We start from the raw sequence: 23607 nt of genomic DNA, 5'->3' as shown, positions 1-23607 counted from the left end.
GGGGATGGCCGTTAGCAAAGGGGAGACGGTTACCTGTGGGTCCGTCTCCTTCTTTGCAACTATAGAAATAATCGCTGTTCCCAGTATGGACAGCAAGCAATTACAAGATAACTGGAGCGTGTCTGAAAATTTACTTCCGCTTTTTCTGATTTAAAACAGTTATGAACCTGAACCTGCAAGCTGCATTTGTTTTTGTCAATTTTGCAGCGAAAAAGGCGGGAATGAATTTTCAAACACGCTCATGGAAAAAGAGAAATCCAGTTAAGAGGTGCATTATGAGTTTTATATCCTATTTAAAAGATGGTATCAGCCTGGGCAGTATCTATGCGATCATCGCCCTTGGCTATACAATGGTATATGGTATTGCTAAAATGCTGAACTTTGCACATGGTGATGTTATCATGGTTGGAGCATTTGTAATCCTTACCGCAGTTACCAAAGCAAATATGTCCCCAATCCTGGCAATCATACTCTCCGTTGTGATCTGTACAGTTGCTGGTGTTGTGATCGAAGCGGTTGCTTACAGACCTCTTCGTAAAGCTTCTTCGAATCTGGCAGTTCTGATTACGGCCATTGGTGTCAGTTACCTTTTACAGAACCTGGCACTTCTGATCTTCGGTGCTGACGCAAAGAGCTTCGTGCCGGTTATCAATGTTCCATCCCTGGAACTGTTTGGCGGTCAGCTTACGATCAAAGGAGTTACCATTGTGACGATCCTTGCCTGTGTTATCATCATGGTCGGACTTCAGCTGTTTGTTAAGAAAACCAAACCGGGACGTGCCATGCAGGCTGTTTCTGAGGACCGTGACGCTGCACAGCTAATGGGTGTCAATGTAAATGCAACCATTTCCCTTACCTTCGCAATCGGTTCCGGACTTGCTGCAATTGCAGGACTTCTTCTTTGCTCTGCTTATCCTACCCTGACTCCTTATACAGGTGCCATGCCTGGTATTAAGGCATTCGTAGCTGCAGTATTTGGTGGTATCGGCTCTATTCCAGGAGCGATGGTAGGTGGAATTCTTCTGGGGATCATTGAAATTTTCAGTAAGGCATATATTTCTTCCCAGGTTGCAGATGCTATCGTATTTGCAGTCCTGATTGTCGTGCTGCTTGTAAAACCATCTGGATTGTTCGGCAAGAACATTCAGGAGAAAGTATGAGGTGGCCGATATGAAAAAGAATATGAACAAAACAACAAAGAACAACTTTATTACTTATGCGATGGTGATCGCGATTTTTGTAGTAGTGCAGGCGCTTTCCTCAACTGGAAACCTGTCCAGACTGCTTACCGGCCTTCTGGTACCAATCTGTGTATATACGATTGCCTCTCTTTCCCTGAACCTTGTAGTTGGTTATTCAGGAGAGCTGAGTCTTGGACATGCAGGCTTCATGTGTGTTGGAGCTTATTCCAGTGCTCTGTTTTCCCATGTTACCAGTGATATACTTCCTTCTGTGCCAAGACTGATCCTGGCATTTGTAGTAGGAGCTGCTGTTGCAGCTGTCTTTGGTGTGCTCATTGGTATTCCGGTACTGAGACTTCGCGGCGACTACCTGGCTATCGTAACTCTGGCATTTGGAGAGATCATCAAGAACCTGATCAACATCCTGTATGTGGGTGTAGATGACAAAGGTCTCCACGTTGCAACAAGTGCTGCCAATCTTCATCTGGATCCAGGCGGAAAGCAGATCATTAAAGGTGCTCTTGGTGTTGCGGGAACTGCAACATTGTATAAAGATATTAAAGATTACTTTTTCCTGATCGGTGTAGTTCTGATCCTTATTGTACTGTTTATTATCCAGAATCTGGTAAACTCCAGAAGTGGCCGTGCGATCACTTCTACCCGTGACAACCGGATCGCTGCTGAATCCATCGGTATCAATGTAACAAAGAATAAACTGCTTGCATTTACAATCTCTGCAGCAATCGCAGGTGTGGCAGGTGTGCTTTATGCCCATAACCTTTCCATGCTGAAGGTGTCCATTTTCGATTACAATATGTCCATTACCATTCTGGTCTATGTAATCCTTGGCGGTATGGGAAATCTTCGCGGAAGCATTCTTGCAACAATCGTGCTTTACGCACTTCCTGAGCTGCTTCGTGGCTTCTCCACATACCGTATGCTGATCTATGCGATAGTTATGATCGCAATGATGCTTTTCAACTGGGCTCCGGCAGCAAGAGATTTCAGAAGCCGTATTGCTGAAAAAATCAAAGGTCATGGCAAAGAAAAGGAGGCGGCTTAATTATGGCAATGTTAGAGGTAAATAATCTTTCTATCCAGTTTGGCGGTCTTCACGCTGTAGATAATTTTCATTTGAAAATCGAAAAAGGTGAGCTGTACGGACTGATCGGACCGAATGGTGCCGGTAAAACAACCGTATTCAACCTTCTCACAGGTGTCTATAAACCTACAGAGGGAATTATCAGGCTGGATGGGCAGGATATTACAGGCAAAAGTATTATAGACATCAATAAAGCAGGAATTGCACGAACATTCCAGAATATTCGTTTGTTTAAAGACATGACGGTGCTGGATAATGTTAAGGCAGGTCTGCATAACCATTATAAATATTCCACTCTTACCGGAATCTTAAGACTTCCGAAATATTTTAAAGTGGAAAAAGAGATGAATGAGCGTGCAGCCGAGATCCTGAAAGTATTTAATCTTGATCAGGAAGCAAATCTTCTTGCAGGCAATCTTCCTTATGGTAAACAGCGTAAACTGGAAATTGCCAGAGCTCTTGCCACAGATCCGAAGCTCCTTCTTCTGGATGAGCCGGCAGCCGGCATGAACCCTAATGAGACACAGGAATTGATGGATACCATCCGCTTTGTAAGAGACCATTTTAACATGACGATCCTGCTGATCGAGCATGATATGAAGCTGGTTGGTGGTATTTGTGAGGAATTGACTGTATTGAATTTTGGACAGGTTCTCTGTCAGGGCGAGACAGCCAAGGTTCTTAAAGACCCGGCCGTTGTTACTGCATATCTGGGCGAATAAGGAGGAAATTAGAAATGGCAATGTTGGAAGTAAAAGATTTACACGTATATTACGGTGTGATCCAGGCTTTAAAAGGAATCTCCTTTGAGGTAAACCAGGGCGAGGTTATTGCTCTGATCGGCGCCAACGGTGCAGGAAAAACCACTACGCTGCAGACTCTTACAGGACTTCTTTCTGCAAAAGAGGGCTCTGTTGTATTCGAAGGAAAAAATATTACCAAGGTTCCGGCACATAAGATCGTTGAGATGGGAATTGCGCATGTTCCGGAGGGACGTCGTGTTTTCGCAGATCTGAGCGTATATGAAAACCTGATCATGGGAGCCTATACAAGGAAGGATAAGGCTGAGATTCAGGAAAGCCTTGCAGGAGTATATAAGAGATTCCCGCGTCTGGAAGAACGTAAGGGGCAGCGTGCCGGTACACTTTCCGGTGGAGAGCAGCAGATGCTTGCCATGGGACGTGCCCTTATGAGTAAACCGAGACTGATCGTGATGGATGAGCCATCTATGGGTCTTTCTCCGATCTTTGTAAATGAAATTTTCGATATTATCCGTGTGGTAAGTGAGAGTGGTACTACCGTACTTCTGGTAGAGCAGAATGCGAAGAAAGCACTTTCCATTGCAGACCGCGCTTATGTGCTTGAAACAGGTAAGATCACAATGAGCGGCAAAGCCAGTGATCTGCTTAATGATGAGGCTGTACAGAAGGCTTATCTGGGAGAATAATCTGGTCAGAGACGTTCAACCTGCTGTTTACAGAGGAAAACAACAATGAGTTTGGAAGCTGACCAGTGTAATAAGGAGGAGAGATATGGATAATTTCGTAATTACAATTGCAAGACAATACGGAAGCGGTGGACGTACCGTGGGTGAAATGCTTGCGAAAAAATTAGGAATTGGATATTACGACAAGGATATTATCCGCATGGCGTCAGAGGAAAGTGGAATCCATGAAACTCTTTTTGGAAGAGTTGACGAGTATTCCAGTGTCAAGAAGCCGCTTTTTGGAAAAAATGGTATTTATAATGGGGAGCTGATTCCGCCTCAGAGCAAGGATTTTACCTCAGATGAGAATCTGTTTAATTACCAGGCTAAGATCATCCGTCAGTTGGCTGAGAAGGAATCCTGCGTGATCATTGGAAGATGTTCCAACTATATTTTGAAGGATTATCCAAATGTACTTCGCGTATTTATTCATGCTAACTGGGATTTCAGAATGGAGAAAGCAGCAGAAAAGCTGAGTATGAGCACAAAGGAAATTGAGAAATTTCTTCAGAAGGATGACAAGCGTAAAGATGAGTACTGCCGCAGATTTACAGGACAGGAGTGGAAAGACGCCACCCAGTATGATCTGTGCCTGGATAGCAGTAAGCTTGGATATGATAAATGTATTGAAGAGATTGAGTATCAGCTGAATATGCTAAAAAAATAACCGACTGTTTGGAGGAAAACATTTCTCAAACATGTTCAGAATTAATGGCTAAATAAAATGAGCATTGGTGATTTCATGTGAGATCATCAGTGCTTTTTTTTATGGCAGAGACATATATTATCTGGAAGGACAGATGTCAGGTGGCGAGGATATGAAAGAGAAAATAAGACATCTGGTTATTGGGGCGGAAGTTCTTGTTCTTATAGGATTGTGTATATCTCTTGTGAAGAATGGAAATGCGCAGAGGGTGACAGTGCAAAGTCAGATAGAAGAGAAGACTGATAAAATAAGTAATACATCAGATTATGAAAAGGACAATAAGAAGATTATAGATATTAAAGGAATAGGAATGAAAGATATAGAGGGAAAAGAAAATGAAGAGGAGGACCTTGAAGAAATAAATTGTAAAGAGAACAACTTCAAAGAGAAAAAACGAGTAGCGCTGACCTTTGATGATGGTCCTAGCAGTAAATATACGCCACAGCTTCTGGAAGGGCTGAGAGAACGCGGTGTCCACGCCACTTTTTTCCTTATGGGAAAGAATATTGAAGGAAACGAAGAACTGGTGAAGCAGATACAGGAAGAGGGGCATCTGATCGGAAATCACACATACAATCATGTGGAATTGGACAAAATCCCAAAGGAAAAAGCACTGGAAGAAATTGAAGCTGCCAATCAGGAGATTTACGAAATAACAGGTGTGTACCCTCAGTGGCTTCGACCGCCTTATGGAGCATGGGTGAAAAACCTGGATTTTTGCGTGGAGATGTTCCCGGTTTTGTGGGACGTGGACACATTGGACTGGAAAAGCAAGAATGTGGAATCTATTTTGAAAATCGCAAAAGCAGAAGTGAAAGATGGGGCTGTGATTTTGATGCATGATGCTTATCAGAGCTCTGTGGAGGCGGCACTTCAGATCGTGGATCTGCTGACTGCAAAGGGGTACGAATTTGTGACAGTGGATGAACTGATACTGCCGTGAAGGCAATATAGTTACTGTTTACTCCGTTCACAGCAACACGCTTCGCGATGCACAGAAATCATGCATTCGCATGATTTCGCGCCGCAACTCTCGGGTTTTCTGTGACCTTTGGTCACAAAAAACACCTCGCGGAATGCTACCAGTGAACAGTAATGCAATATACATATTAACTTGCTTAATCCGGCCAGATGGATTATAATTAGAACAAATGTACGGCAGACAACTTTCACAGTAATGTACCGTGATTTATAATCAGAAATTGGAGAATATTACATGGATCTGTTTGAATATGCGAAATCGAAAACAATGGAAAATGAATCCCCACTTGCATCCCGGCTTCGCCCTACCAGGCTGGAAGAGGTGGTAGGACAGCAGCATATAGTTGGAAAGGATAAATTGCTTTACAGGGCGATCAAGGCAGATAAACTGACCTCTGTTATTTTTTATGGTCCTCCTGGAACTGGTAAGACTACTCTTGCCAAGGTGATCGCTAATACCACAAGTGCTGATTTTACCCAGATTAATGCCACCGTAGCAGGTAAGAAGGATATGGAGGAAGTGGTTAAGCAGGCTCAGAACGCCCTTGGCATGTATGGGAAAAAGACCATCCTGTTTATTGATGAGATTCACCGTTTTAACAAAGGCCAGCAGGACTATCTGCTGCCATTTGTGGAGGATGGCACGATCATACTTATTGGAGCGACTACAGAGAACCCATATTTTGAGGTAAATGGAGCGCTTCTTTCCCGCTCTATTGTGTTTGAATTGAAGGCACTGGAGATTCCGGAAATCAAAGAACTGATCCTGCGGGCAGTAAATGATAAGGAAAAAGGCATGGGAAGCTATAACGCAGTTCTGGACGAGGATGCACTGGAGTTTCTTGCAGATATGGCAGGAGGAGATGCGAGAAGCGCCTTAAATGCCATAGAACTGGGCATTCTTACCACACCCAGAGATTCTGATGGCAAGATCCATATTACCCTGGATGTGGCATCTGAGTGCATTCAGAAGCGTGTTGTGCGTTACGATAAGAATGGAGATAACCATTACGATATCATTTCTGCATTTATTAAGAGCATGCGCGGTTCTGACCCGGATGCTGCCGTCTATTACCTGGCGAAAATGTTATATGCAGGGGAAGATGTGAAATTCATTGCCAGACGTATTATGATCCTTGCTTCTGAGGACATTGGAAATGCAGATCCTCAGGCGCTGATGGTGGCTGCCGCCGCGGCACAGGCTGTAGAGCGGGTGGGTATGCCGGAATCCCAGATCATTCTTTCCCAGGCTGCTACTTATATGGCATGTGCCCCTAAGAGCAATGCAGCAGTAAATGCCATTTTTGCAGCTATGGACAGTGTAAAAAGGACAAAGACAACGGTTCCGGTCCATCTTCAGGATGCGCACTATGGAGGTCATGAGAAACTGGGGCATGGAATCGGTTATAAGTATGCCCATGATTATCCCAATCATTATGTGAAGCAGCAATATCTGCCGGATGAAATCCAGGGAGAGAAATTTTATGAGCTGTCTGATATGGGATATGAGAAGAAATTGAAAGAATATATGGAGTTTATGCAAAAATAATGGAGAGGCTTATAAAAGCCCCTCCATTATTTTTGCATAAATTTCTTCGTATTTCTTCGGCCATTGCTTACACATCGCTTTCGCTGCGGAAAGGGATGGTGCAGAAAGGGAGAGATCAATCACAGATGCGCCTTTCTGTAAAAGCTGAAGATGAACCACATATTCGCCCTGATTGTTGATGTAATAGTCGGCTGGTGCTTTCACCTGATTCTTTGTAGAGGCCCCTCTTTTGGCAAGGTATTGCAGAACCTCTGAACGGATATCCTGGGAGATATCATTTTCAAAATAGGTGAGTGTATTTCTGCCATCCTCGGTAAGATAATAATAGGAAGTATTGGAAATGGTACGCTTCTCAATTAATTCTGTTTCCTCAAGCTCGGAAAGAGCCTGCTGCAAATGGAAATAATTGGTGTATTCACGATCCAGGATAAATTCGGAAATCTCTGAATTGGTGATGGGAGAAGATGAATTGCGAAGCATATATAGGATGATCAGTTTGTAAACAGTAAATGGTGTAGACATTTTCCAGCCTCCTTTCTGGTGAAATTAAATGAGTGCTTTGCCTTGAAAACTCTGGCGCTCTTTCAGTCTGTGGTGAAGAAGATTCAGAACTTCTCTTTTTCTGCTGGCCCATAAAGGGGCGATAAGCAGCTCTTTGGGGCCATCGCCTGTGACCCGGTGAATTACGATAGAAGGGTTCAGATGCTCCAGGCAGTTGACAACAAGATCAATATATTCATCCCGTTCCAGAACCCTAAATTTCCCGGCGAGGTAATCATATGCAAGATCTGTGCCTTTAAGGACATGGAGTAGCTGCAGCTTGATTCCCTGAATATCCTGGTGATTTAGGTAATCCATAGTAGCCAGTATATCATCTGTGTTCTCTCCTGGAAGCCCAAGAATGGTATGAACTACGACTTCAATGCCTGCCCTGCGTAGTTTCTTAAGGGAATCTTCAAAGCAGGTAAGGGGATATCCTCTCCGGATGTAAGCAGCAGTGGATTCGTGGATGGTCTGCAGTCCAAGTTCAATCCAGACAGGCTTTTGTTTATTTAACCGTGAGAGAAGTTCTACCACATCATCTCCCAGACAATCGGGCCTTGTGCCAATGGAAAGAGCTACGATAGACGGGTGGGAGACAGCCTCCTGGAAAATTTTTTCCAGATAAGGAACAGGGGCATAAGTATTGGTATATGCCTGAAAATAGGCGATATATTTGTGGATTGGCCGTTTGGCAGACAGTGTGGCAATCTGACTGTCAATCTGCTCCGTAATGGAGAGAGCTGCGTTTGCTGCGAAATCCCCACTGCCGCCCTCACTGCAGAAAATACAGCCTCCATGTCCGATGGTGCCATCACGGTTCGGACAGCTCATGCCGCCGTTTAAGGTAACTTTATAAACTTTTTCCCCGAAGCGTTCTCTTAACATATAGTCCAGGGAATGATAGGGCTTTCCATTCCAGTTTGTCATCATGAAGCGGAACTACCATTATCATGAGTATGGTCTACCACACATTCCGGATCCGGCTCTGAAGTCTCTTCTGGAATGTATTTGTCGAAAATTTTTACAAAGAAATTGGAATTGATGTAAGCAATTCCGGAAAATCCGATCAGCACCAGAAGAAGGATCACCATAGACTGTACCTGGGCGCTTGGAATGAAAAACACAAGAACCGGTGCAGCGGTCACCAGAATCATAAGGGCTGTATAGGGAAGATGACGGATGGACATTAAAAAAGCATTGGTAAAGGTGTTCTTGATGGTATTGTAAAATTTAGCGAGTACCGGATAGATGTACAGGAAGATCATCAGGTAAACCACCAGGATCATCATAAACAGCACCATAAGAACTTTACCCAAAGTGCCTGGTGTATTGCGGCAGATGCTAATGTCAAGAAATAACAGGAGTCCTGCTGCAAGCATGATCAGGTTGATCACAATACCCTGTTTCAGGTTCTGCTTAAAGGATTTGAAAAATCCCCGTACGATGTAAGCTTCTTCATTGCGTACCATCTTCAGTGTGACATAGAACATGGCAACAATGGAAGGTCCGATGGTTACTACTGGAATGCAGCAGATGATGCAAAGGATATTCAGAATGATAAGATCTGCAATTCTGCTCATAAAAGTGAAAAATTTGTTGTCCATGCTAAAGAAACGATCCATTAAAAATTCCTCTTTTCTGTTTGATCTTGGAGACGGTATGGGGGGAGGAGCGCGTAAACAGTTCTGCCTGCCGTAAGAACATCCGTCCGTCTATAAACTTAACACATAGTATAACGAATTTATGGAAAAAAAGCAATTTGAAAATGGAAAAGTATAAATGTTCCACAAAAAATATTTCCAGAAATAGCTTGCTTATCACACATTACCGTGTTAAAATAGTAATCATTGAAAAAGAACATAGCGAGAATTAAATATAGAAAAAGGAGTAGCGAAATGAGTAAAAATATCAGAACTGAGGCAGTTGACCATCTTTTTGAGGCCATACTTTGCCTGAAGGATAAAGAAGAGTGCTACACTTTCTTTGAAGATGTGTGTACCATTAACGAGCTTCTTTCCTTATCCCAGAGATTCGAGGTTGCCAAGATGCTGATGGATAAGAGAACTTATCTTGACATCTCTGAGAAGACCGGAGCTTCTACAGCGACCATCAGCCGTGTAAACCGTTCCCTGAATTATGGAAATGACGGCTATGATATGGTATTTAAGAGAATGGAAGAGAAGAAAGAGCAGAATCGTCCACTGGATCAGAAGGATGAATAAAGCTGGCCAGATAACCGGCAGAGAAAATTGAATCTACATGTACGAAAGAAAACCCGTGGAATCATGAAGAAAAAGATTCCGCGGGTTTTGTAGTGCAATCTTATTTGTCTTTATTTTTTCTGGGGGGATTCTCCTCAGGAGAAATGTCATCGATCATTTTCTCAATGATCATCTTTTTGATATATACGTCAAAGCTCATCAGGCAGATGAAACTGAATCGCTTCAGAAATTCCTGATCCTCTTCATCAGCATCCTGGAAGGTGGCACTGGAGAAACGGTAGTCCTTCAGAAGATTCTTGATCAACTGGTCAATCTTACGGTTCTCCATGCCAAAAACTTCATTATATACATAAGTCATATCTTTACCTGGTTCACCCTTGAAATATTTCTCCGTGATAGGGCCAAGAAGCTTCTGGATGTCTGTGATAGACAAAATATTCTTAAAATAATAGATAAAGATCAGCATGAGAAGATGATCCTTGGAATAACGCTTCTTCTCAGGGGATGGGAGAAGGTTGTTCTTGGCATAATTGTTGATCATGGTCTTCGTCAGGATCTTATCTTTCTCATAGCGCTTGGTAGAAGCAAGCTGGTCTTCCATGAATGTAGTGACCTGGTCCATGTACAGGTCGATATTGGGAAGATCTTCAGGTTTTATATAATCCATTCCGGAAATATGCTCCAGAATGCCTTTTAATACGGATTTATCATCAGCTGTCATTTTATCACCTCTGCTCCCTATTATATAGTTTTTAAAACTACTTGTAAACTGTTTTTTTTTAGTTTGCAAAAAGTTTGTGGGAAAAGTTTCCTGGATAATCGAATCTATGTTTGCTTTTTTGAGCAGTATGGGGTTGTGGCAGACGCTGATTTCATGTATAATGAAGGACAGAATCAATAAAGGAGAACCTAAATGAGCATATATGATACGTTAAATCCTCCCCAGAGGGAAGCTGTAGCGCAGACAGAGGGTCCTGTTCTGATACTGGCAGGTGCCGGGTCAGGTAAGACCAGGGTACTGACCCATAGAATCGCTTATCTGATGGAGGAGATGGGGGTAAATCCATGGAATATCCTGGCCATTACTTTTACCAATAAGGCAGCCCAGGAGATGCGGGAACGTGTGGACAAGCTGGTGGGATTTGGTTCTGAGAGTATCTGGGTGTCTACCTTTCATTCAGCATGTGTACGGATTCTGAGACGTCACATTGACAATCTGGGATATGATACCAATTTTACCATTTATGATACGGATGACCAGAAGTCGGTGATGAAGGATGTGTGCAGGAAGCTGAATATTGATACCAAGGTTTATAAAGAGCGTTCCCTTCTTGCCCAGATTTCCCATGCCAAGGATGAGCTGCTGACACCGGATGACATGGAAATGAAGGCTGCCGGTGATTATAATATGAAGAAAGTGGCAGCTGTTTACCGGGAATACCAGGCTGCTTTGCGTAAAAATAACGCCCTGGATTTTGATGACCTGATCGTAAAAACAGTAGAGCTTTTTCAGAACTGCGGCGCAGTGCTGGAGTATTACCAGGAGCGTTTTAAATATATCATGGTGGACGAATATCAGGACACCAATACCGCCCAGTTTAAGTTTATCAGCCTTCTGGCACAGCGCTATCAGAATCTTTGTGTAGTAGGTGATGATGACCAGTCCATTTATAAATTCCGCGGGGCGAATATCGGGAATATCCTTGGATTTGAGCGTGTTTTTCCAGATGCAAAGGTTATCCGCCTGGAGCAGAATTACCGGTCTACGAAGAATATTCTGAGTGCTGCCAACCAGGTGATCGCCAACAATACAGAGCGTAAGGCGAAAACACTCTGGACGGAGAATGAAGAGGGAAATAAGGTACATTTCCGCCAGTTTTTTAATGCTTATGAGGAGGCTGAATATGTAGCCGGGGAGATCAGTAAGCTGAAGAGGGAAGGGCTTGGAAGTTACCGGGATTGCGCGATCCTTTACCGCACCAATGCCCAGTCCCGTATTTTTGAGGAGAAATTTATCGCGGCAAATATCCCGTATAAGCTTGTAGGAGGTGTGAACTTCTACGCCCGCAAGGAGATCAAGGACCTTCTGTGCTATCTTAAGACAATTGATAATGCAAGGGATGACCTGGCGGTACAGAGAATCATCAATGTGCCCAAACGCGGCATCGGAGCTACTACACTTGGACGTGTACAGGATTATGCAGACAATATGGGAATCAGTCTGTATGAAGCGCTTCGTGTGGCAGAGGAGGTTCCTTCCATTGGCAGAAGTTTGTCTAAGATCGATGGTTTTGTTACTTTTATCCAGACATTAAAGAGCAAGGCGGCTGTGCTGACAGTTGAAGAAATCCTGCAGGAGGTGATCGACTCTACTGGTTATGTGGCAGAGTTAGAGGCAGAGGACACGGAGGAATCCCGAGCCAGAATTGAGAATATCGACGAGTTGATTTCCAAGACAGTGGCCTATCAGGAAGCCATGGAAGAGCAGAATCAGCCAGCTACACTTTCATGCTTTCTGGAGGAAGTAGCTTTGGTTGCTGACATTGACACAGTAGATCCGGAACAGGATTATGTACTTCTTATGACATTACATAGTGCCAAGGGTCTGGAATTCCCAAAAGTGTTTATGGTGGGAATGGAAGATGGCATTTTCCCCAGCCATATGACCATCAGTTATGGCGATGACGGGGAATTGGAGGAGGAGAGAAGGCTTTGCTACGTGGGAATTACCAGGGCGATGAAGGATCTTACCCTGACCTGTGCACAGCAGAGAATGATCCGCGGCGAGACCCAGTATAACAAGGTTTCCCGGTTCGTAAGAGAGATTCCAAGGGAACTGGTGGATTTAGGACATACGATCCAGGAGAAAAAGCCAAAGGCCGAGGATCTGATTCCGGCACCAGCGAAGTATTCCAGGATGAAAGAAATCCTTCAGAGCCGGAACTATAAACCAAAGGAATTTAAAGTGACAAAGGCGAGTTCCCTGGATTACGAAGTAGGGGATACGGTACGTCATATCAAATTCGGCGTGGGAATCGTGAAGGAGATTGTAGAAGGCGGCCGTGACTATGAGGTTACGGTGGAATTCGATAAGGTCGGTGTGAAGAAGATGTTTGCAAGCTTTGCGAAGCTGAAAAAAATCTGATCTAAAAAGCAGAATTTTCTAAACGGACATATCTGCTTACGCAGACATTGCCATAAATGAAAGTCGATTGGCTTCGAGCAATTGCAGTTACTGGTTATGGAGTGAACGGCAATCAATTGCATATATTTCTATAAAATATAGATAATAGGTATGGCAAAATACTTGTAAAAGTGGTATAATAAATAAACTTGATGGGTACTACTGAAAGTGCCGGTCATGCACAAAGTTACTGAGCCGGAAGCAGCAGTGACGTTGATGGCAGAACACAGTTCTATAGCATAGAGGAAGCTGTGTATCTGCAATCTGTATGAAAGAGAGGATGGTATCATATGAACATTAAAATGGATAAGCTCGAGGAATTATTATCATTACTTAAGAAAAAAGAAGATGAGAAGCAGAAGAATACAGTCCTCTGGGTACTGGCTATCATTGGCGCTGTAGCTGCTGTTGCAGGAATCGCATTTGCAGTATATCGCTTCTTTGCACCGGACTATCTCGAGGATTTCGAGGAAGACTTCGATGATGATTACGATGACTATTTCGAGGACGAAGAAGAGAAATAAGTGAATAAATAATGGATGTGAAGGTATACGGGCATGCAGCGGTTATGCTCTCCCGTATACCTTATTTTTTATGTAATAGGAAATTCCGTCGGAATCTCCTATTACATAAAAAGCCCTGCCGGGCAGGATCGCACTGCGGCGGAGCGGTAGATGTCGCATGGAGCGACCCGCCGCAGGCGGAGAATCCTGCAAAGCAGGATTCTTTCTTATATAATAGGAAAATCTGTTGGAATCATAGTATGTAGAAAATGGAGAAAGCTGGAAAATGAAAAAAGGTGAGATTTACGAAGGAATTATAGAAAAAGTCGATTTTCCCAATAAGGGATATGTAAATATAGATGGAGAGAAAGTAATTGTAAAGAATGGAATACCTGGACAGAAGGTACGGTTTATGATCAACAAGAAGCGTTCTGGCAGGGCAGAGGGAAGACTTCTGGAGGTTCTTGAAAAATCGCCGTTGGAAGTGCGGGAGCCTGTATGCAATATTTTCCCGGCCTGTGGCGGCTGTATGTACCAGACCATGTCCTATGAAGAGCAGCTGAAGATGAAAGAAAATCAGGTGAAAAGCCTGCTGCAGAGTGCAGTAGGGGAGGATGTGGACCTTCACTGGGAGGGAATCCATGGAAGCCCTGTTGAATTTGGATACCGCAATAAGATGGAATTTTCCTTCGGGGATGAGTACAAGGATGGTCCATTGTCTCTTGGACTTCATAAGAAGGGAAGCACATATGATGTTCTCACTGCTTCTGACTGTAAGCTGGTGCATCCGGACATGACAGCCATTCTTTCCTGTGTGCTGGATTTTTTTACAGAACTTGGTGCTGTGCATTATAAGAAAATGCAGCATACCGGGTATCTGCGCCACCTGCTTCTTCGAAGAGGAGTAACCTCAGGGGAGATACTGGTACATGTGATCACCACCAGCCAGGCAGAGTATGACTATGCACCTCTTGTTTCCAGACTGCTTGCGCTGCCACTGGAAGGTAAGATTGTGGGAATCCTGCATATTATCAACGATTCCCTGTCAGACGTGGTGCAAAGCGATGAGACCAGACTTCTTTACGGCCAGGATTATTTCTACGAAACACTGCTTGGCCTGCGCTTCAAGATCAGTACATTTTCTTTCTTCCAGCCGAATTCCCTGGCAGCAGAGGTGCTGTATTCCATTGTACGTGATTACATCGGAGACACTAAGGAGAAAGAAGTGTTCGATCTTTATAGCGGCACTGGGACGATTGCCCAGCTTCTTGCATCTGTAGCGAAAGAAGTGATCGGTGTGGAAATCGTAGAAGAAGCGGTAGAGGCAGCGAAAGTAAATGCGGCACTTAACGGCCTGGACAATTGCCGGTTTATCGCGGGAGATGTGCTAAAAGTGCTGGATGACCTTACGGAGAAGCCGGATATGATCATTTTGGACCCTCCACGTGACGGAATCCATCCCAAGGCACTGCCGAAGATTCTGGCATATGGAGTGGAAAATATTGTGTATATTTCCTGCAAACCAACTAGCCTGGCAAGAGACCTTCCGGCATTTCTGGCAGCTGGATATGAGATCAGGCGGAGCTGTAGTGTGGACCAGTTTTGTGAAACGGTTCATGTCGAGACTGTGGTGTTGATGTCAAGGGTAAAATAGGCAAAGGCAGAAATGTCTAGAAATTAAGGGGTTTAAGACCAATGGTAGTAATTTGAAGTGCTGCTGTTGGTCTTTTTCTTTTGCCTTGCCCCGAACATATATGTTCAATGATGTTCCTGTTGGAGGGATGGTGTTGAAGAACAACTATGGATAATTGGTGGGGGGTGAGAATATAAAATGGATGACAAAATGATGAGAAAATGCTTGATAATATTCGTGAATGAGATTAAAATAAAATAAATGAAGGGAGAATCAATTATGGACTATTTACCAGTACAAGAGTTTTCTAATAAATGGAATATAAGTAAGAGAAGAATACAGATTTTGTGTAAAGAAGGACGAATAGAAGGAGCAAAGATGATTGGTAATATGTGGGTAATTCCTGCAGATGCAAAAAGACCGAATGATGCTAGAACAAAATCACCAATAAAGTCTAATACAGAGAGTGTGTCTGAAGTACGCCGGGAATTAAAAAAAGTACTTAAGAAATTGTATAACATTACGGAGAGACTTTATATAAATGAGGATGACAAAAAGAGTGTGGTTTTGGCTACAATAGCTTATTCATTGTTCGAATTTTATTTGGGTGATAAAGAAACAGATGAAATGTATAAAATAATTTATAAAGATATTTCTGGGAAAGAGAAAGAAATTTCTTTAGATTTTTCATTAAAGGAAATTGTAGCTGAATTTATAGAGAAATTCTGTGATGCTCCAGATATTAATAATATTCTATCTTGGGCGTATCAATATACTAATAAAATTATTGATGGGAATATATATAGTCAAACTCAATTTTTTACTGAAAAATACATGATAGATTACCTTGTTGGAAATGTTGTCGATTATGAAAGGACTAAAAAGATTGTTGATCCATGTGCAGGTGGTGGAAATTTCTTAGTGGAATGTTTAGATTATTTGTGTGACTGTTTAGGCGAAAAAATAAATGTTGATGAAATTATTTTAAATACAAGTAGATTGTACGGATATGATATTGATAAGTCAATTGCCAGAATAGCAATTGTGAATATTAGATTAAGAGCAATATCTATAATGAAACGAGCTAATATCGATGTTACAAATGAATTATGGGAGCAGATTTGTCCTAATATCTTTGTTACAAAAAGTGAAGATACGATTTGTGGTTCCCTAGCAAAAGATAATCGTGTTGTGGTTAATCTTGTAAATGGAAATGAGTTGGGGATGGATGATGCACTTTCAAATGCAGATGCAATAATAACTAATCCACCATTTGCAACCATAAAGGGAATGCGTCAAGAAGAAAAAGAATTTTTGAAAAAAAATTATCCTGATGCAAACTGTGATACATGCGTTTCGTTTATGGTAGCAATACACAATCTGTTGAAACCAACCGGTGTATGTGGAATAGTATCTCAAAATTCATGGATGCATTTGAAGTCATTTAAAGAAATAAGAAATTATTTCTCAACGCAATACAATATTCAAAAAATAGCGAATCTAGGTTCTGGTGCTTTTTTTGACCTTAGTGGAGAAAAGTCAAATGTTTCTCTTATTGTATTTTCGAATAAATATAGGTCAGATAATAAAGTTGAAATACTAAATTTATCTTCATTTTTATTAAAAGAAAAAATTGATAAGCTAATTAGTAATGAAGGTAGATTGTATATTGGGCAAGATATGTTAGATGGACCGAATGGTTACGATTTTTCTGGTAAAGGAACCTTAAATGTAATGGGAGCAAATAAGCAACCGTATCGGAATGTTGCAGTTCCAATGCAAGGAACATCGACAGGTAATGCTAAAGAACTTGTGGGTTATTTTTGGGAACATTTTGGTGAAACAGATTGGGTTGCTGTAAGTAATGGGGGCGGTTACTGCAGATGGCAGGGATTAAATGATAGTGTAGTCAAATGGGGAAAGGAAGGCGAGTACATTAAGTCTCAAAAGGGGTCTGCGTTACGAAATGTAAAATATTTTGGTGATACTCAAATGGTATTTAGTGATACAGGAACAGCAGGGTTAAATGTTAGAGTTTTGCTGGATAATCAGATTTTTATTGCGTCTGGTCCGGGAATTAGAGTTGTTAAAGGAAACGAATATGCACATTTAGCTTTCTTGAATTCAAGAATAGCGGCATATTATGTGAGAATGATGTCTCCAAAACTTACAATAGCGGCCGGATATATTGGACAAATTCCTGTTAATGATAATATTTATTCTTCAGTTGTTCTTGAAAAAGAAGCACGATTATGTATTGAGCTAAAAAGGAAAATGTTATCGACAAGACCTAATAATATAGAGTATGAGTCCACATATATACAAAATATTAGTGGTAACTTGCTTAATGATGCTTGGCGAATGTTTAATGATGATCTGATAAATGAACTTCTAAAATTAGAAGTTGAAAGTAAAATAGACCAATTCATTTTTAAGGAGTATGGGCTTTCTGAAGAGGAAGAAAAGCATCTTCAAGATAGTGTTGGTGAATGTGCATATTTGATTGATAGAACGCAGGAAATAGATATCGATAAACTTGATAAATATCTAGAAAAACTAATAGATGCGGCTTGCTGCTTAAAGAGAACAAGAGCATCAAAAAATTCATTAGGAAGCGATGGAGTCCTTGAATATGTTGCTAAAGATTTAGGAGTTAATCCGGAAGTGGTTGTAAAAAAAATACAGGAAAAGCCGTTTGAAATGAAAAGAGTATTAAATAAATATATGGATATGATTTTGCATAATATGGTTTTATATAAACTGGATTATAACACAGATAATGGTGTGCTAATTTCTGAATGTGCAATAACTGAATTGGTATCTGATTTGATGGATAGGTTTGGGAAAGACTTTGATTATAGTAAATGGATACAGGAATCGTTTAATAAAGTACACAGTGAGATATTTAAAGGTGTTCCTTATCTACAATATGAAAATGGGGTGATTCATAAGTATGACAGCAAAGTTGCATAATTTGGTTGCTAAATATATGAATAAAACAATTGATATAGAAGAATGGGAAGATATTAGAAAAAAATATTTTGAATATTCATATTTAGCATTTATGACTCTTTGCGCACATGAGATTAAATCTGATTGTGCTGCAAATGAAATAGAAAATATTATTGGAATGAATGATATTATTGAAGAATCAATATTGTGCTATGTCTTGAAAATACCGGGTTCGTATGAATTTATTTCTGAGGTATTATCTATTATCAATGATTATGACGCATTTGATATAAACTGCTTATACCAAAGTTATATAGCAACAGATTTTTCTATTATGGATGGTGAAGTGAAATTCGAGGGTGGAAAGAACAATAGAGATATATTGGGTTCATACTATACTCAAGAAGAATTTGCATATGAGATTACTCAAAAAGCAATTGAGGAATATCTTGAAAATAATATTAGAGAAGAAGTAAATGAGTTAAAGATAGCTGATTATTCTTGTGGTGGTGGAGCATTTTTGGTTGCAGCATGTCGAATATGCAGACAAAAAGGGATAAGTGCAGATATTTACGGATATGATGTAGATCCGATTGCAATAATGATAACTAGACACAGATTGCGTTTTGAAGAAAGTTCGGGATATAAAATTTTATTAGGAAATCCATTATTGATTACAAAAAATGATATAGAGCCATTAGAAAAATTTAAGAGGGCAGAGGTAGGAAGATTTTATTCATTGGAAATGGGTGTTGTATCACACGACAATGTAATGATTGCCCTTGGAAATCCACCTTGGGAAAAGATTAGATTTGAAGAAAAGAAGTTTTTAATGCATTATGTAGAAAATCAAGAAATTGGATCAAAAGCAGGGCGAGAAAAATATATTCAGAACATTTCAGAAACGAATAAGTTTTTTTATAATTGTTTTATTGATGATTACGAAAAGGCAAAGCGATTAATAAAAAAAGAGGAATGCTTTTGCGAATCAAGCTGTGGTGAGTTAAATACATATGCGATTTTTACAGAATTATGTCGAAATGTGGTTTGCAACAGCGGTATTATTGGATTGATAGTCAAATCGTCACTTCTCAAGATGCCCGTGTACAGTGCTTTTTTTAGGGATATGACAAAAAATAAAGATTTGTATGAAGTATACATGTTTACAAATCGGAATAAGATTTTCAATATTGATTCTCGTGAAGAATTTTCAGTCATTTTCTTGAAAAAGAACAATACAAAAAATCTTAGCATAGCATTAAATATTGAACGATATGAAAAATTTGTTGATAGAGAAAAAATAGAATTGTCATATGATTTATTGAATAAACTTAATCCTGAAACGGGAATGATTCCAAATATATGTCATAACGAAGAATTAGAATTTCTAGTTAGCATTTATGAAAAATATGATACATTCGGAATGCGTTATCCAGAATGTAAATTTGGTAGACTGGTTCATTTGACAAATCATTCGGAGAGTATAATTAAACAGAATGATAATGGCTATATTCCTATATATGAGGGAAAGTTTATTGAGCTATATACCGCTAAATATGCTACATTTTCAGGGATGAATGAAAGCGATAAGTATAAAAACAAAGCTTCAGCTAAAATGATTTGTGACATAGAGGGCAAAGAGTATCCAGAATCTCGTTATTTTATAAAAGAAGAAGTTTGGAATAATTTATCTAGAAATTTTAATGATGAAGGTGTGATTGCTTGGAGAAGTTTGACATCAGCTACCAATAGAAGAACAATGCTTGCAACTGTTCTTCCGTTGATTCCAACATGTCAGTCTATTCAAATTTTGCAATTGCCTAAGAAGGAAATGCTACACATACTAGCATTATTTAATTCAGTAGTATTTGATTATATTGTAAGATTAAAAATGGCGGGGCTTGATTTGACGCAGACAATAATTAAACAGATTCCTATTCCGGGTACAAAATCATTTGAAAAAGAGTTGGTCTATATGGGAGAAAAAGCAACAATTGAAAAGCATATTAATTCTCGAATAAGAATGTTATATGCAAGCGACCAAAGACTGGATAACTTTTTTGCGGATGTGAGTATTTATCCGATAAAGAGAAAAATTACTAGAAAACAAATAATTGCAGAAATAGATAGATTAGTAGCACTTTTGTATGGATTAAATGAAGAAAGATTTAAGAATATATTGCATACTTTTAGTAAGTACTATTCAGAAAAGGAAGTTGAAGCTTTTTTTAAAGCATCAACCTCCTTGGGATAAACTTAGAGCATGCCATATGCTTTTGAAGTAGCACCACTACCATTACGTGCCCATACACGGCTAAGGGATTTTACACGATCAAGTTCGCTTTCATCTAAAAGAGAGAGAACATAATAATCGGTGTTGATTTTTTCGAATACAAGTATTTTATGAACGAAATCACCTCGATTTCCGTATTTTGATAATTCTTCAGAATCATCATTTGGAGCACCTTTTAATTGGATTCTCCAACTTCCGTTATCTGGAGCAAATTTGATTGTTGATGGATAATAATCCTTTCCGAGATAGTTGATGGTGATATTTTTTTGTCTTGAAGTATCTTCTGGGTCAATATCAAAGAATTTTATACCACCATACATTCGTGCTGGATCAGAATATTCATAAGGAGTTCCTTTGACAGAACCGGATTCTATCTGTCCAAGTTTTGATAAATCTAGGATATTTCTTGACCCCCCTGTTGATTTTCGCATTTCAAACCAAAATTGTTCATTGGTAAAAGCAGGTACATTTTCAGTGGTGGGAGTAATTATGTAGTCGATATCAGGAGTAGATGATTTATTAAGCGGCTTATGAGGTTTTTGAGTGGTTATTATTGTTGGAATAGTAACCTTCTCAGATCCGAATAAGCTGTTTTTCTTTTGCCTTTTCTTCTGGGATACTCTTTTGCTGATATTCTCAATTTTCTGAGATACTTCTTTGGATATATAATTTGCCTCTAATAATGTGTTAATGTCATCAATGGAATTTATTTTGGTAGAGCACGAATAGTCTGTATCAGAATATTTTTCTATTATTGAATAAATGTTTTCTAACTCGTTTTTTCCAGTCGATGAATCATATGATTGGATTGAACAACTTTCAAAGTTGGTCCAAAGACCGCCACCAGTCAGGTTGTTTGAACCAATAGCACACCAAGCGGTAGACGAGTCTTCCAATAAATAAATCTTGCTATGGTATGTTGTTGAAAAGTTTTCAGAATGAATAACGTACAGTTCATTGCATAGTGAAAATAGATTAAGCAATGCTTCATACGAAGTTCCATCTAGATCTATACCGATAAATGCTTTGACGTATCCCCCACTTGACTTGAAGTTCTCAATAGATTCTTTTAATCTTAAAACTCCGCTATTCTTTGCAAATGCAGAGAAAATAGTAAAATTTGTATAACCGTTTTTTAACTCCGAAATTAGAATGTCACCGAGTTGACCTTGGAAAGGTTGATTGATAATAGACATAATATCTTCCTCCTTAAAAACACAACTACAAAAATTATATCACACAGTAATTAAATTTTATATATTTTTTTGCTTGCTATTATGTGCCTTCAGAGTGATATATGTACATACCAAAAAATCATAAGGAGGTACAAAACATGGTACTACATTTCAATGTAACAAAGGACAAACGAAAGGCTATGGTTCAAGCAATCGAGAAGGAAATCGGGGGCAAGGCAAAATACCTCGGAGTTCCTTCCTGCGCCTACGAAATTGGGAACTTTACGGTAGGAAAGAATGGCGAATTGGAATTCGGAGATTTTGATGACCTTGATGAGGTTGCACCGATTGTTGATGCCTGTGTTTTGGCAACAGGGGTCAGCCCGGCAGAATGGGACAGCAACGAAGTGGGGGCAGAACAACCCCACAGTGAGCCGAATAAAGGGGCAGAAACGGGCGAGAGCCTTGGACTTACGGTTTCCATACCACTTGAAAAAGTGGACATGGGAAACTTAATAAGCCTGCTTGAAGCAAAAGGCGAACTGATAAAGAAAGCCTTGGGAATCGAGAATGTTCACATTGAAGAAAAAGACGAGGTTGTAAACTTCCCTTGGTTTGAAGAGGTAAAGCCGGAAGAGGCACTTGCCTACACTAAATTCATATCAGCCATTTGTGAGATGAGTAAAAAGCAGAAGAGAGTTACTGCAAAGCCAAAGGAAAATGAGAATGAGAAATATGCATTCAGATGTTTCCTTTTAAGGCTTGGGTTCATCGGTGATGAGTTCAAGGCAGACAGAAAAATCCTTCTTTCAAAACTTGATGGCTCGGCAGCATTTAAAGCAGGGGCGAAGAAAGGGGGCGAGCAGTAATGTTTTTCCCACCAAGAGATATTGTAAATAAGGTAAAGGAACAGTACCCGGCGGGTTCAAGGGTAGAACTCATTTCCATGAATGACCCATACAGAGATATTCCAAGTGGCACAAAGGGAACTGTTAAGGAAGTGGATGACACAGGTACCATTCATGTGCATTGGGATAATGGATGCAGCCTTGGGGTTGTTTACGGAGAGGATTCCTGTAGAAAACTGAATACCGTGAAAGTCATCTGCTATAACGATGAGGAAGAATGGGACAGCCGGGAGGATGCTTTGGAATTTTATATGAAAGCAATGGCGGGTTCCGAAGGCAGTGAGCAGGAACGATATGCCAAGATTGTGGCGGAACTTGCGATGGGAAAGGCTGTCTGCACGGATGGGGAAGAGTAGAAAACCGCTGGAAAGATACACAATAAAAGGTGTGTATCTTTGTCCAGTAGTGGTATTCCAATTTATGTGCTTTAGAGTGATATATGTACACAACGAAAAACGAATACTTTTCAGGAGGTACATAGAATGAACGAGAAAATCACAAACCAGATTGCAGAAATGAAAAAGCAGACCATCGGAGTTGAGGTCGAAATGAACAGCATCACAAGAGAAAAGGCAGCGAGAATTGCGGCAAAGTTCTTCGGAACAGGACGCTACGAAAACACAGCCGGAAGGAACGGATACTACACTTGGTCAGCTTGGGACGAACAGGGAAGAGAATGGAAATTTCAAAGGGATGTAAGCATTGCCGGATGCGACAGCGAAAAATGCGAACTGGTAACACCGATTCTTACCTACGCAGACATGGAAACCTTGCAGGAGTTAATTAGACAGCTTCGACACGCCGGGGCAAAGAGTGATGCAACAAGAAGATGCGGGGTACACATTCACATTGGAGCAAAGGGGCATACACCACAGACCATGAGAAACCTAGCAAACATCATGGCGAGCCACGAAGACCTCATTGCAAAGGCACTTGACCTTGACCATTACCGACTGGACAGATATTGCAGAACGGTAGACCCAAGGTTTTTAGAGCAGATTAACAAGAAAAAGCCAAAGACCATGAGTGCCTTGGCAGACCTTTGGTACGGCTCACAGGGCTGCAATTACGGAAGGAGTGATATTGTCAATATTGGTTGACACATTTATCTCAAAGATATCACTGACTATGCAGCCAGGTCCAAAGATTGATAGTATCTCTGGCGCTTGATGATCGGAGGAAGCCCACC

21 protein-coding genes are annotated in these 23607 nt (G+C 40.6%); 16 read left to right on the top strand and 5 right to left on the bottom strand.

Translation table 11 applies throughout. From position 1 onward, the window contains the following. The first annotated feature begins 275 nt into the window (after positions 1 to 275). The 7 genes from ACTQWB_RS10190 (at position 276) to ACTQWB_RS10160 (ending at position 7005) form a co-directional block, all read left to right on the top strand. Positions 276 to 1160 (top strand): branched-chain amino acid ABC transporter permease, encoded by an 885-nt coding sequence (locus tag ACTQWB_RS10190; protein WP_441501707.1) that lies wholly within the window; start codon positions 276 to 278, stop codon positions 1158 to 1160. 10 nt (positions 1161 to 1170) lie between these two features. After that, positions 1171 to 2244: a branched-chain amino acid ABC transporter permease gene (locus ACTQWB_RS10185; protein ID WP_441501708.1), complete on the top strand. Its 1074-nt coding sequence runs from the start codon at positions 1171 to 1173 to the stop codon at positions 2242 to 2244. Between the two features lie 2 nt (positions 2245 to 2246). Then, positions 2247 to 3005 carry an ABC transporter ATP-binding protein gene (locus ACTQWB_RS10180; protein ID WP_441501709.1) on the top strand — a complete coding sequence of 253 codons (759 nt, stop codon included), beginning with the start codon at positions 2247 to 2249 and terminating at the stop codon, positions 3003 to 3005. Between the two features lie 14 nt (positions 3006 to 3019). Beyond that, complete coding sequence (locus ACTQWB_RS10175; protein WP_441501710.1) at positions 3020 to 3730, top strand: ABC transporter ATP-binding protein; 711 nt, start codon at positions 3020 to 3022, stop codon at positions 3728 to 3730. A gap of 85 nt (positions 3731 to 3815) precedes the next feature. Beyond that, positions 3816 to 4436, top strand: coding sequence for an AAA family ATPase (locus tag ACTQWB_RS10170; RefSeq protein WP_441501711.1), 621 nt, complete (start codon positions 3816 to 3818; stop codon positions 4434 to 4436). Positions 4437 to 4587: 151 nt separating this feature from the next. Continuing rightward, the gene (locus tag ACTQWB_RS10165) at positions 4588 to 5418 is read left to right on the top strand and encodes a polysaccharide deacetylase family protein (protein ID WP_441501712.1); all 831 of its coding nucleotides are present in this window, start codon (positions 4588 to 4590) and stop codon (positions 5416 to 5418) included. A 273-nt stretch (positions 5419 to 5691) separates the two neighbouring features. Continuing rightward, positions 5692 to 7005: a replication-associated recombination protein A gene (locus ACTQWB_RS10160; protein ID WP_441501713.1), complete on the top strand. Its 1314-nt coding sequence runs from the start codon at positions 5692 to 5694 to the stop codon at positions 7003 to 7005. 9 nt (positions 7006 to 7014) lie between these two features. Here the strand turns inward: ACTQWB_RS10160 and ACTQWB_RS10155 are convergent, their stop codons facing one another. From ACTQWB_RS10155 to ACTQWB_RS10145, 3 genes are read right to left on the bottom strand one after another with little or no spacing between them, the layout of a single operon-like run. Continuing rightward, positions 7015 to 7527 (bottom strand): DUF4364 family protein, encoded by a 513-nt coding sequence (locus ACTQWB_RS10155; protein ID WP_441501714.1) that lies wholly within the window; start codon positions 7525 to 7527, stop codon positions 7015 to 7017. Between the two features lie 24 nt (positions 7528 to 7551). After that, positions 7552 to 8475, bottom strand: a complete 924-nt coding sequence (locus ACTQWB_RS10150; RefSeq protein WP_441501729.1) for a TIGR01212 family radical SAM protein — start codon at positions 8473 to 8475, stop codon at positions 7552 to 7554. Next, positions 8475 to 9170 (bottom strand): YesL family protein, encoded by a 696-nt coding sequence (locus ACTQWB_RS10145; RefSeq protein WP_441501715.1) that lies wholly within the window; start codon positions 9168 to 9170, stop codon positions 8475 to 8477. The genes ACTQWB_RS10150 and ACTQWB_RS10145 overlap by 1 nt, the downstream gene beginning before the upstream one ends. Positions 9171 to 9443: 273 nt before the next feature. Here ACTQWB_RS10145 and ACTQWB_RS10140 point away from each other — a divergent pair, with 273 nt between their 5' ends. Further along, a complete protein-coding gene (locus ACTQWB_RS10140) occupies positions 9444 to 9770 on the top strand; it encodes a YerC/YecD family TrpR-related protein (protein WP_021926156.1) in 327 nt (108 codons plus the stop codon). Between the two features lie 100 nt (positions 9771 to 9870). Here the strand turns inward: ACTQWB_RS10140 and ACTQWB_RS10135 are convergent, their stop codons facing one another. Next, on the bottom strand, positions 9871 to 10491 hold the full coding sequence (locus tag ACTQWB_RS10135) for a DUF1836 domain-containing protein (protein ID WP_441501716.1): 621 nt from the start codon (positions 10489 to 10491) through the stop codon (positions 9871 to 9873). A 192-nt stretch (positions 10492 to 10683) separates the two neighbouring features. On the opposite strand from ACTQWB_RS10135, the gene pcrA reads away from it, so the two are divergent. From pcrA to ACTQWB_RS10110, 5 genes are all read left to right on the top strand, one after another. After that, the gene (gene pcrA, locus ACTQWB_RS10130; RefSeq protein ID WP_441501717.1) at positions 10684 to 12915 is read left to right on the top strand and encodes a DNA helicase PcrA; all 2232 of its coding nucleotides are present in this window, start codon (positions 10684 to 10686) and stop codon (positions 12913 to 12915) included. A gap of 329 nt (positions 12916 to 13244) precedes the next feature. Then, complete coding sequence (locus ACTQWB_RS10125) at positions 13245 to 13478, top strand: hypothetical protein (RefSeq protein WP_441501718.1); 234 nt, start codon at positions 13245 to 13247, stop codon at positions 13476 to 13478. Positions 13479 to 13743: 265 nt separating this feature from the next. Next, positions 13744 to 15111 (top strand): 23S rRNA (uracil(1939)-C(5))-methyltransferase RlmD, encoded by a 1368-nt coding sequence (gene rlmD, locus ACTQWB_RS10120; protein ID WP_441501719.1) that lies wholly within the window; start codon positions 13744 to 13746, stop codon positions 15109 to 15111. A 258-nt stretch (positions 15112 to 15369) separates the two neighbouring features. Next, positions 15370 to 18063, top strand: coding sequence for an HsdM family class I SAM-dependent methyltransferase (locus ACTQWB_RS10115; RefSeq protein WP_441501720.1), 2694 nt, complete (start codon positions 15370 to 15372; stop codon positions 18061 to 18063). Next, on the top strand, positions 18044 to 20296 hold the full coding sequence (locus tag ACTQWB_RS10110; RefSeq protein ID WP_441501721.1) for a hypothetical protein: 2253 nt from the start codon (positions 18044 to 18046) through the stop codon (positions 20294 to 20296). The genes ACTQWB_RS10115 and ACTQWB_RS10110 overlap by 20 nt, the downstream gene beginning before the upstream one ends. Positions 20297 to 20298: 2 nt before the next feature. Here the strand turns inward: ACTQWB_RS10110 and ACTQWB_RS10105 are convergent, their stop codons facing one another. Further along, entirely contained in the window at positions 20299 to 21531 is a 1233-nt protein-coding gene (locus ACTQWB_RS10105) for a hypothetical protein (protein ID WP_441501722.1), read from the bottom strand. A gap of 101 nt (positions 21532 to 21632) precedes the next feature. Between ACTQWB_RS10105 and ACTQWB_RS10100 the strand changes: the two genes are divergently transcribed. The 3 genes from ACTQWB_RS10100 (at position 21633) to ACTQWB_RS10090 (ending at position 23518) form a co-directional block, all read left to right on the top strand. After that, positions 21633 to 22379: a virulence protein gene (locus ACTQWB_RS10100; protein ID WP_441501723.1), complete on the top strand. Its 747-nt coding sequence runs from the start codon at positions 21633 to 21635 to the stop codon at positions 22377 to 22379. Continuing rightward, positions 22379 to 22774, top strand: a complete 396-nt coding sequence (locus tag ACTQWB_RS10095) for a DUF4314 domain-containing protein (RefSeq protein WP_441501724.1) — start codon at positions 22379 to 22381, stop codon at positions 22772 to 22774. Before ACTQWB_RS10100 ends, ACTQWB_RS10095 begins: the two co-directional genes overlap by 1 nt. 126 nt (positions 22775 to 22900) lie before the next feature. Continuing rightward, positions 22901 to 23518, top strand: a complete 618-nt coding sequence (locus tag ACTQWB_RS10090; RefSeq protein WP_441501725.1) for an amidoligase family protein — start codon at positions 22901 to 22903, stop codon at positions 23516 to 23518. Positions 23519 to 23607 lie beyond the last annotated feature (89 nt).

It is taken from the genome of Blautia sp. HCP3S3_H10_2 (assembly GCF_052122375.1).
Lineage (GTDB): Bacteria > Bacillota > Clostridia > Lachnospirales > Lachnospiraceae > Blautia_A.
This window is presented reverse-complemented; position numbering and strand designations above follow the sequence as displayed.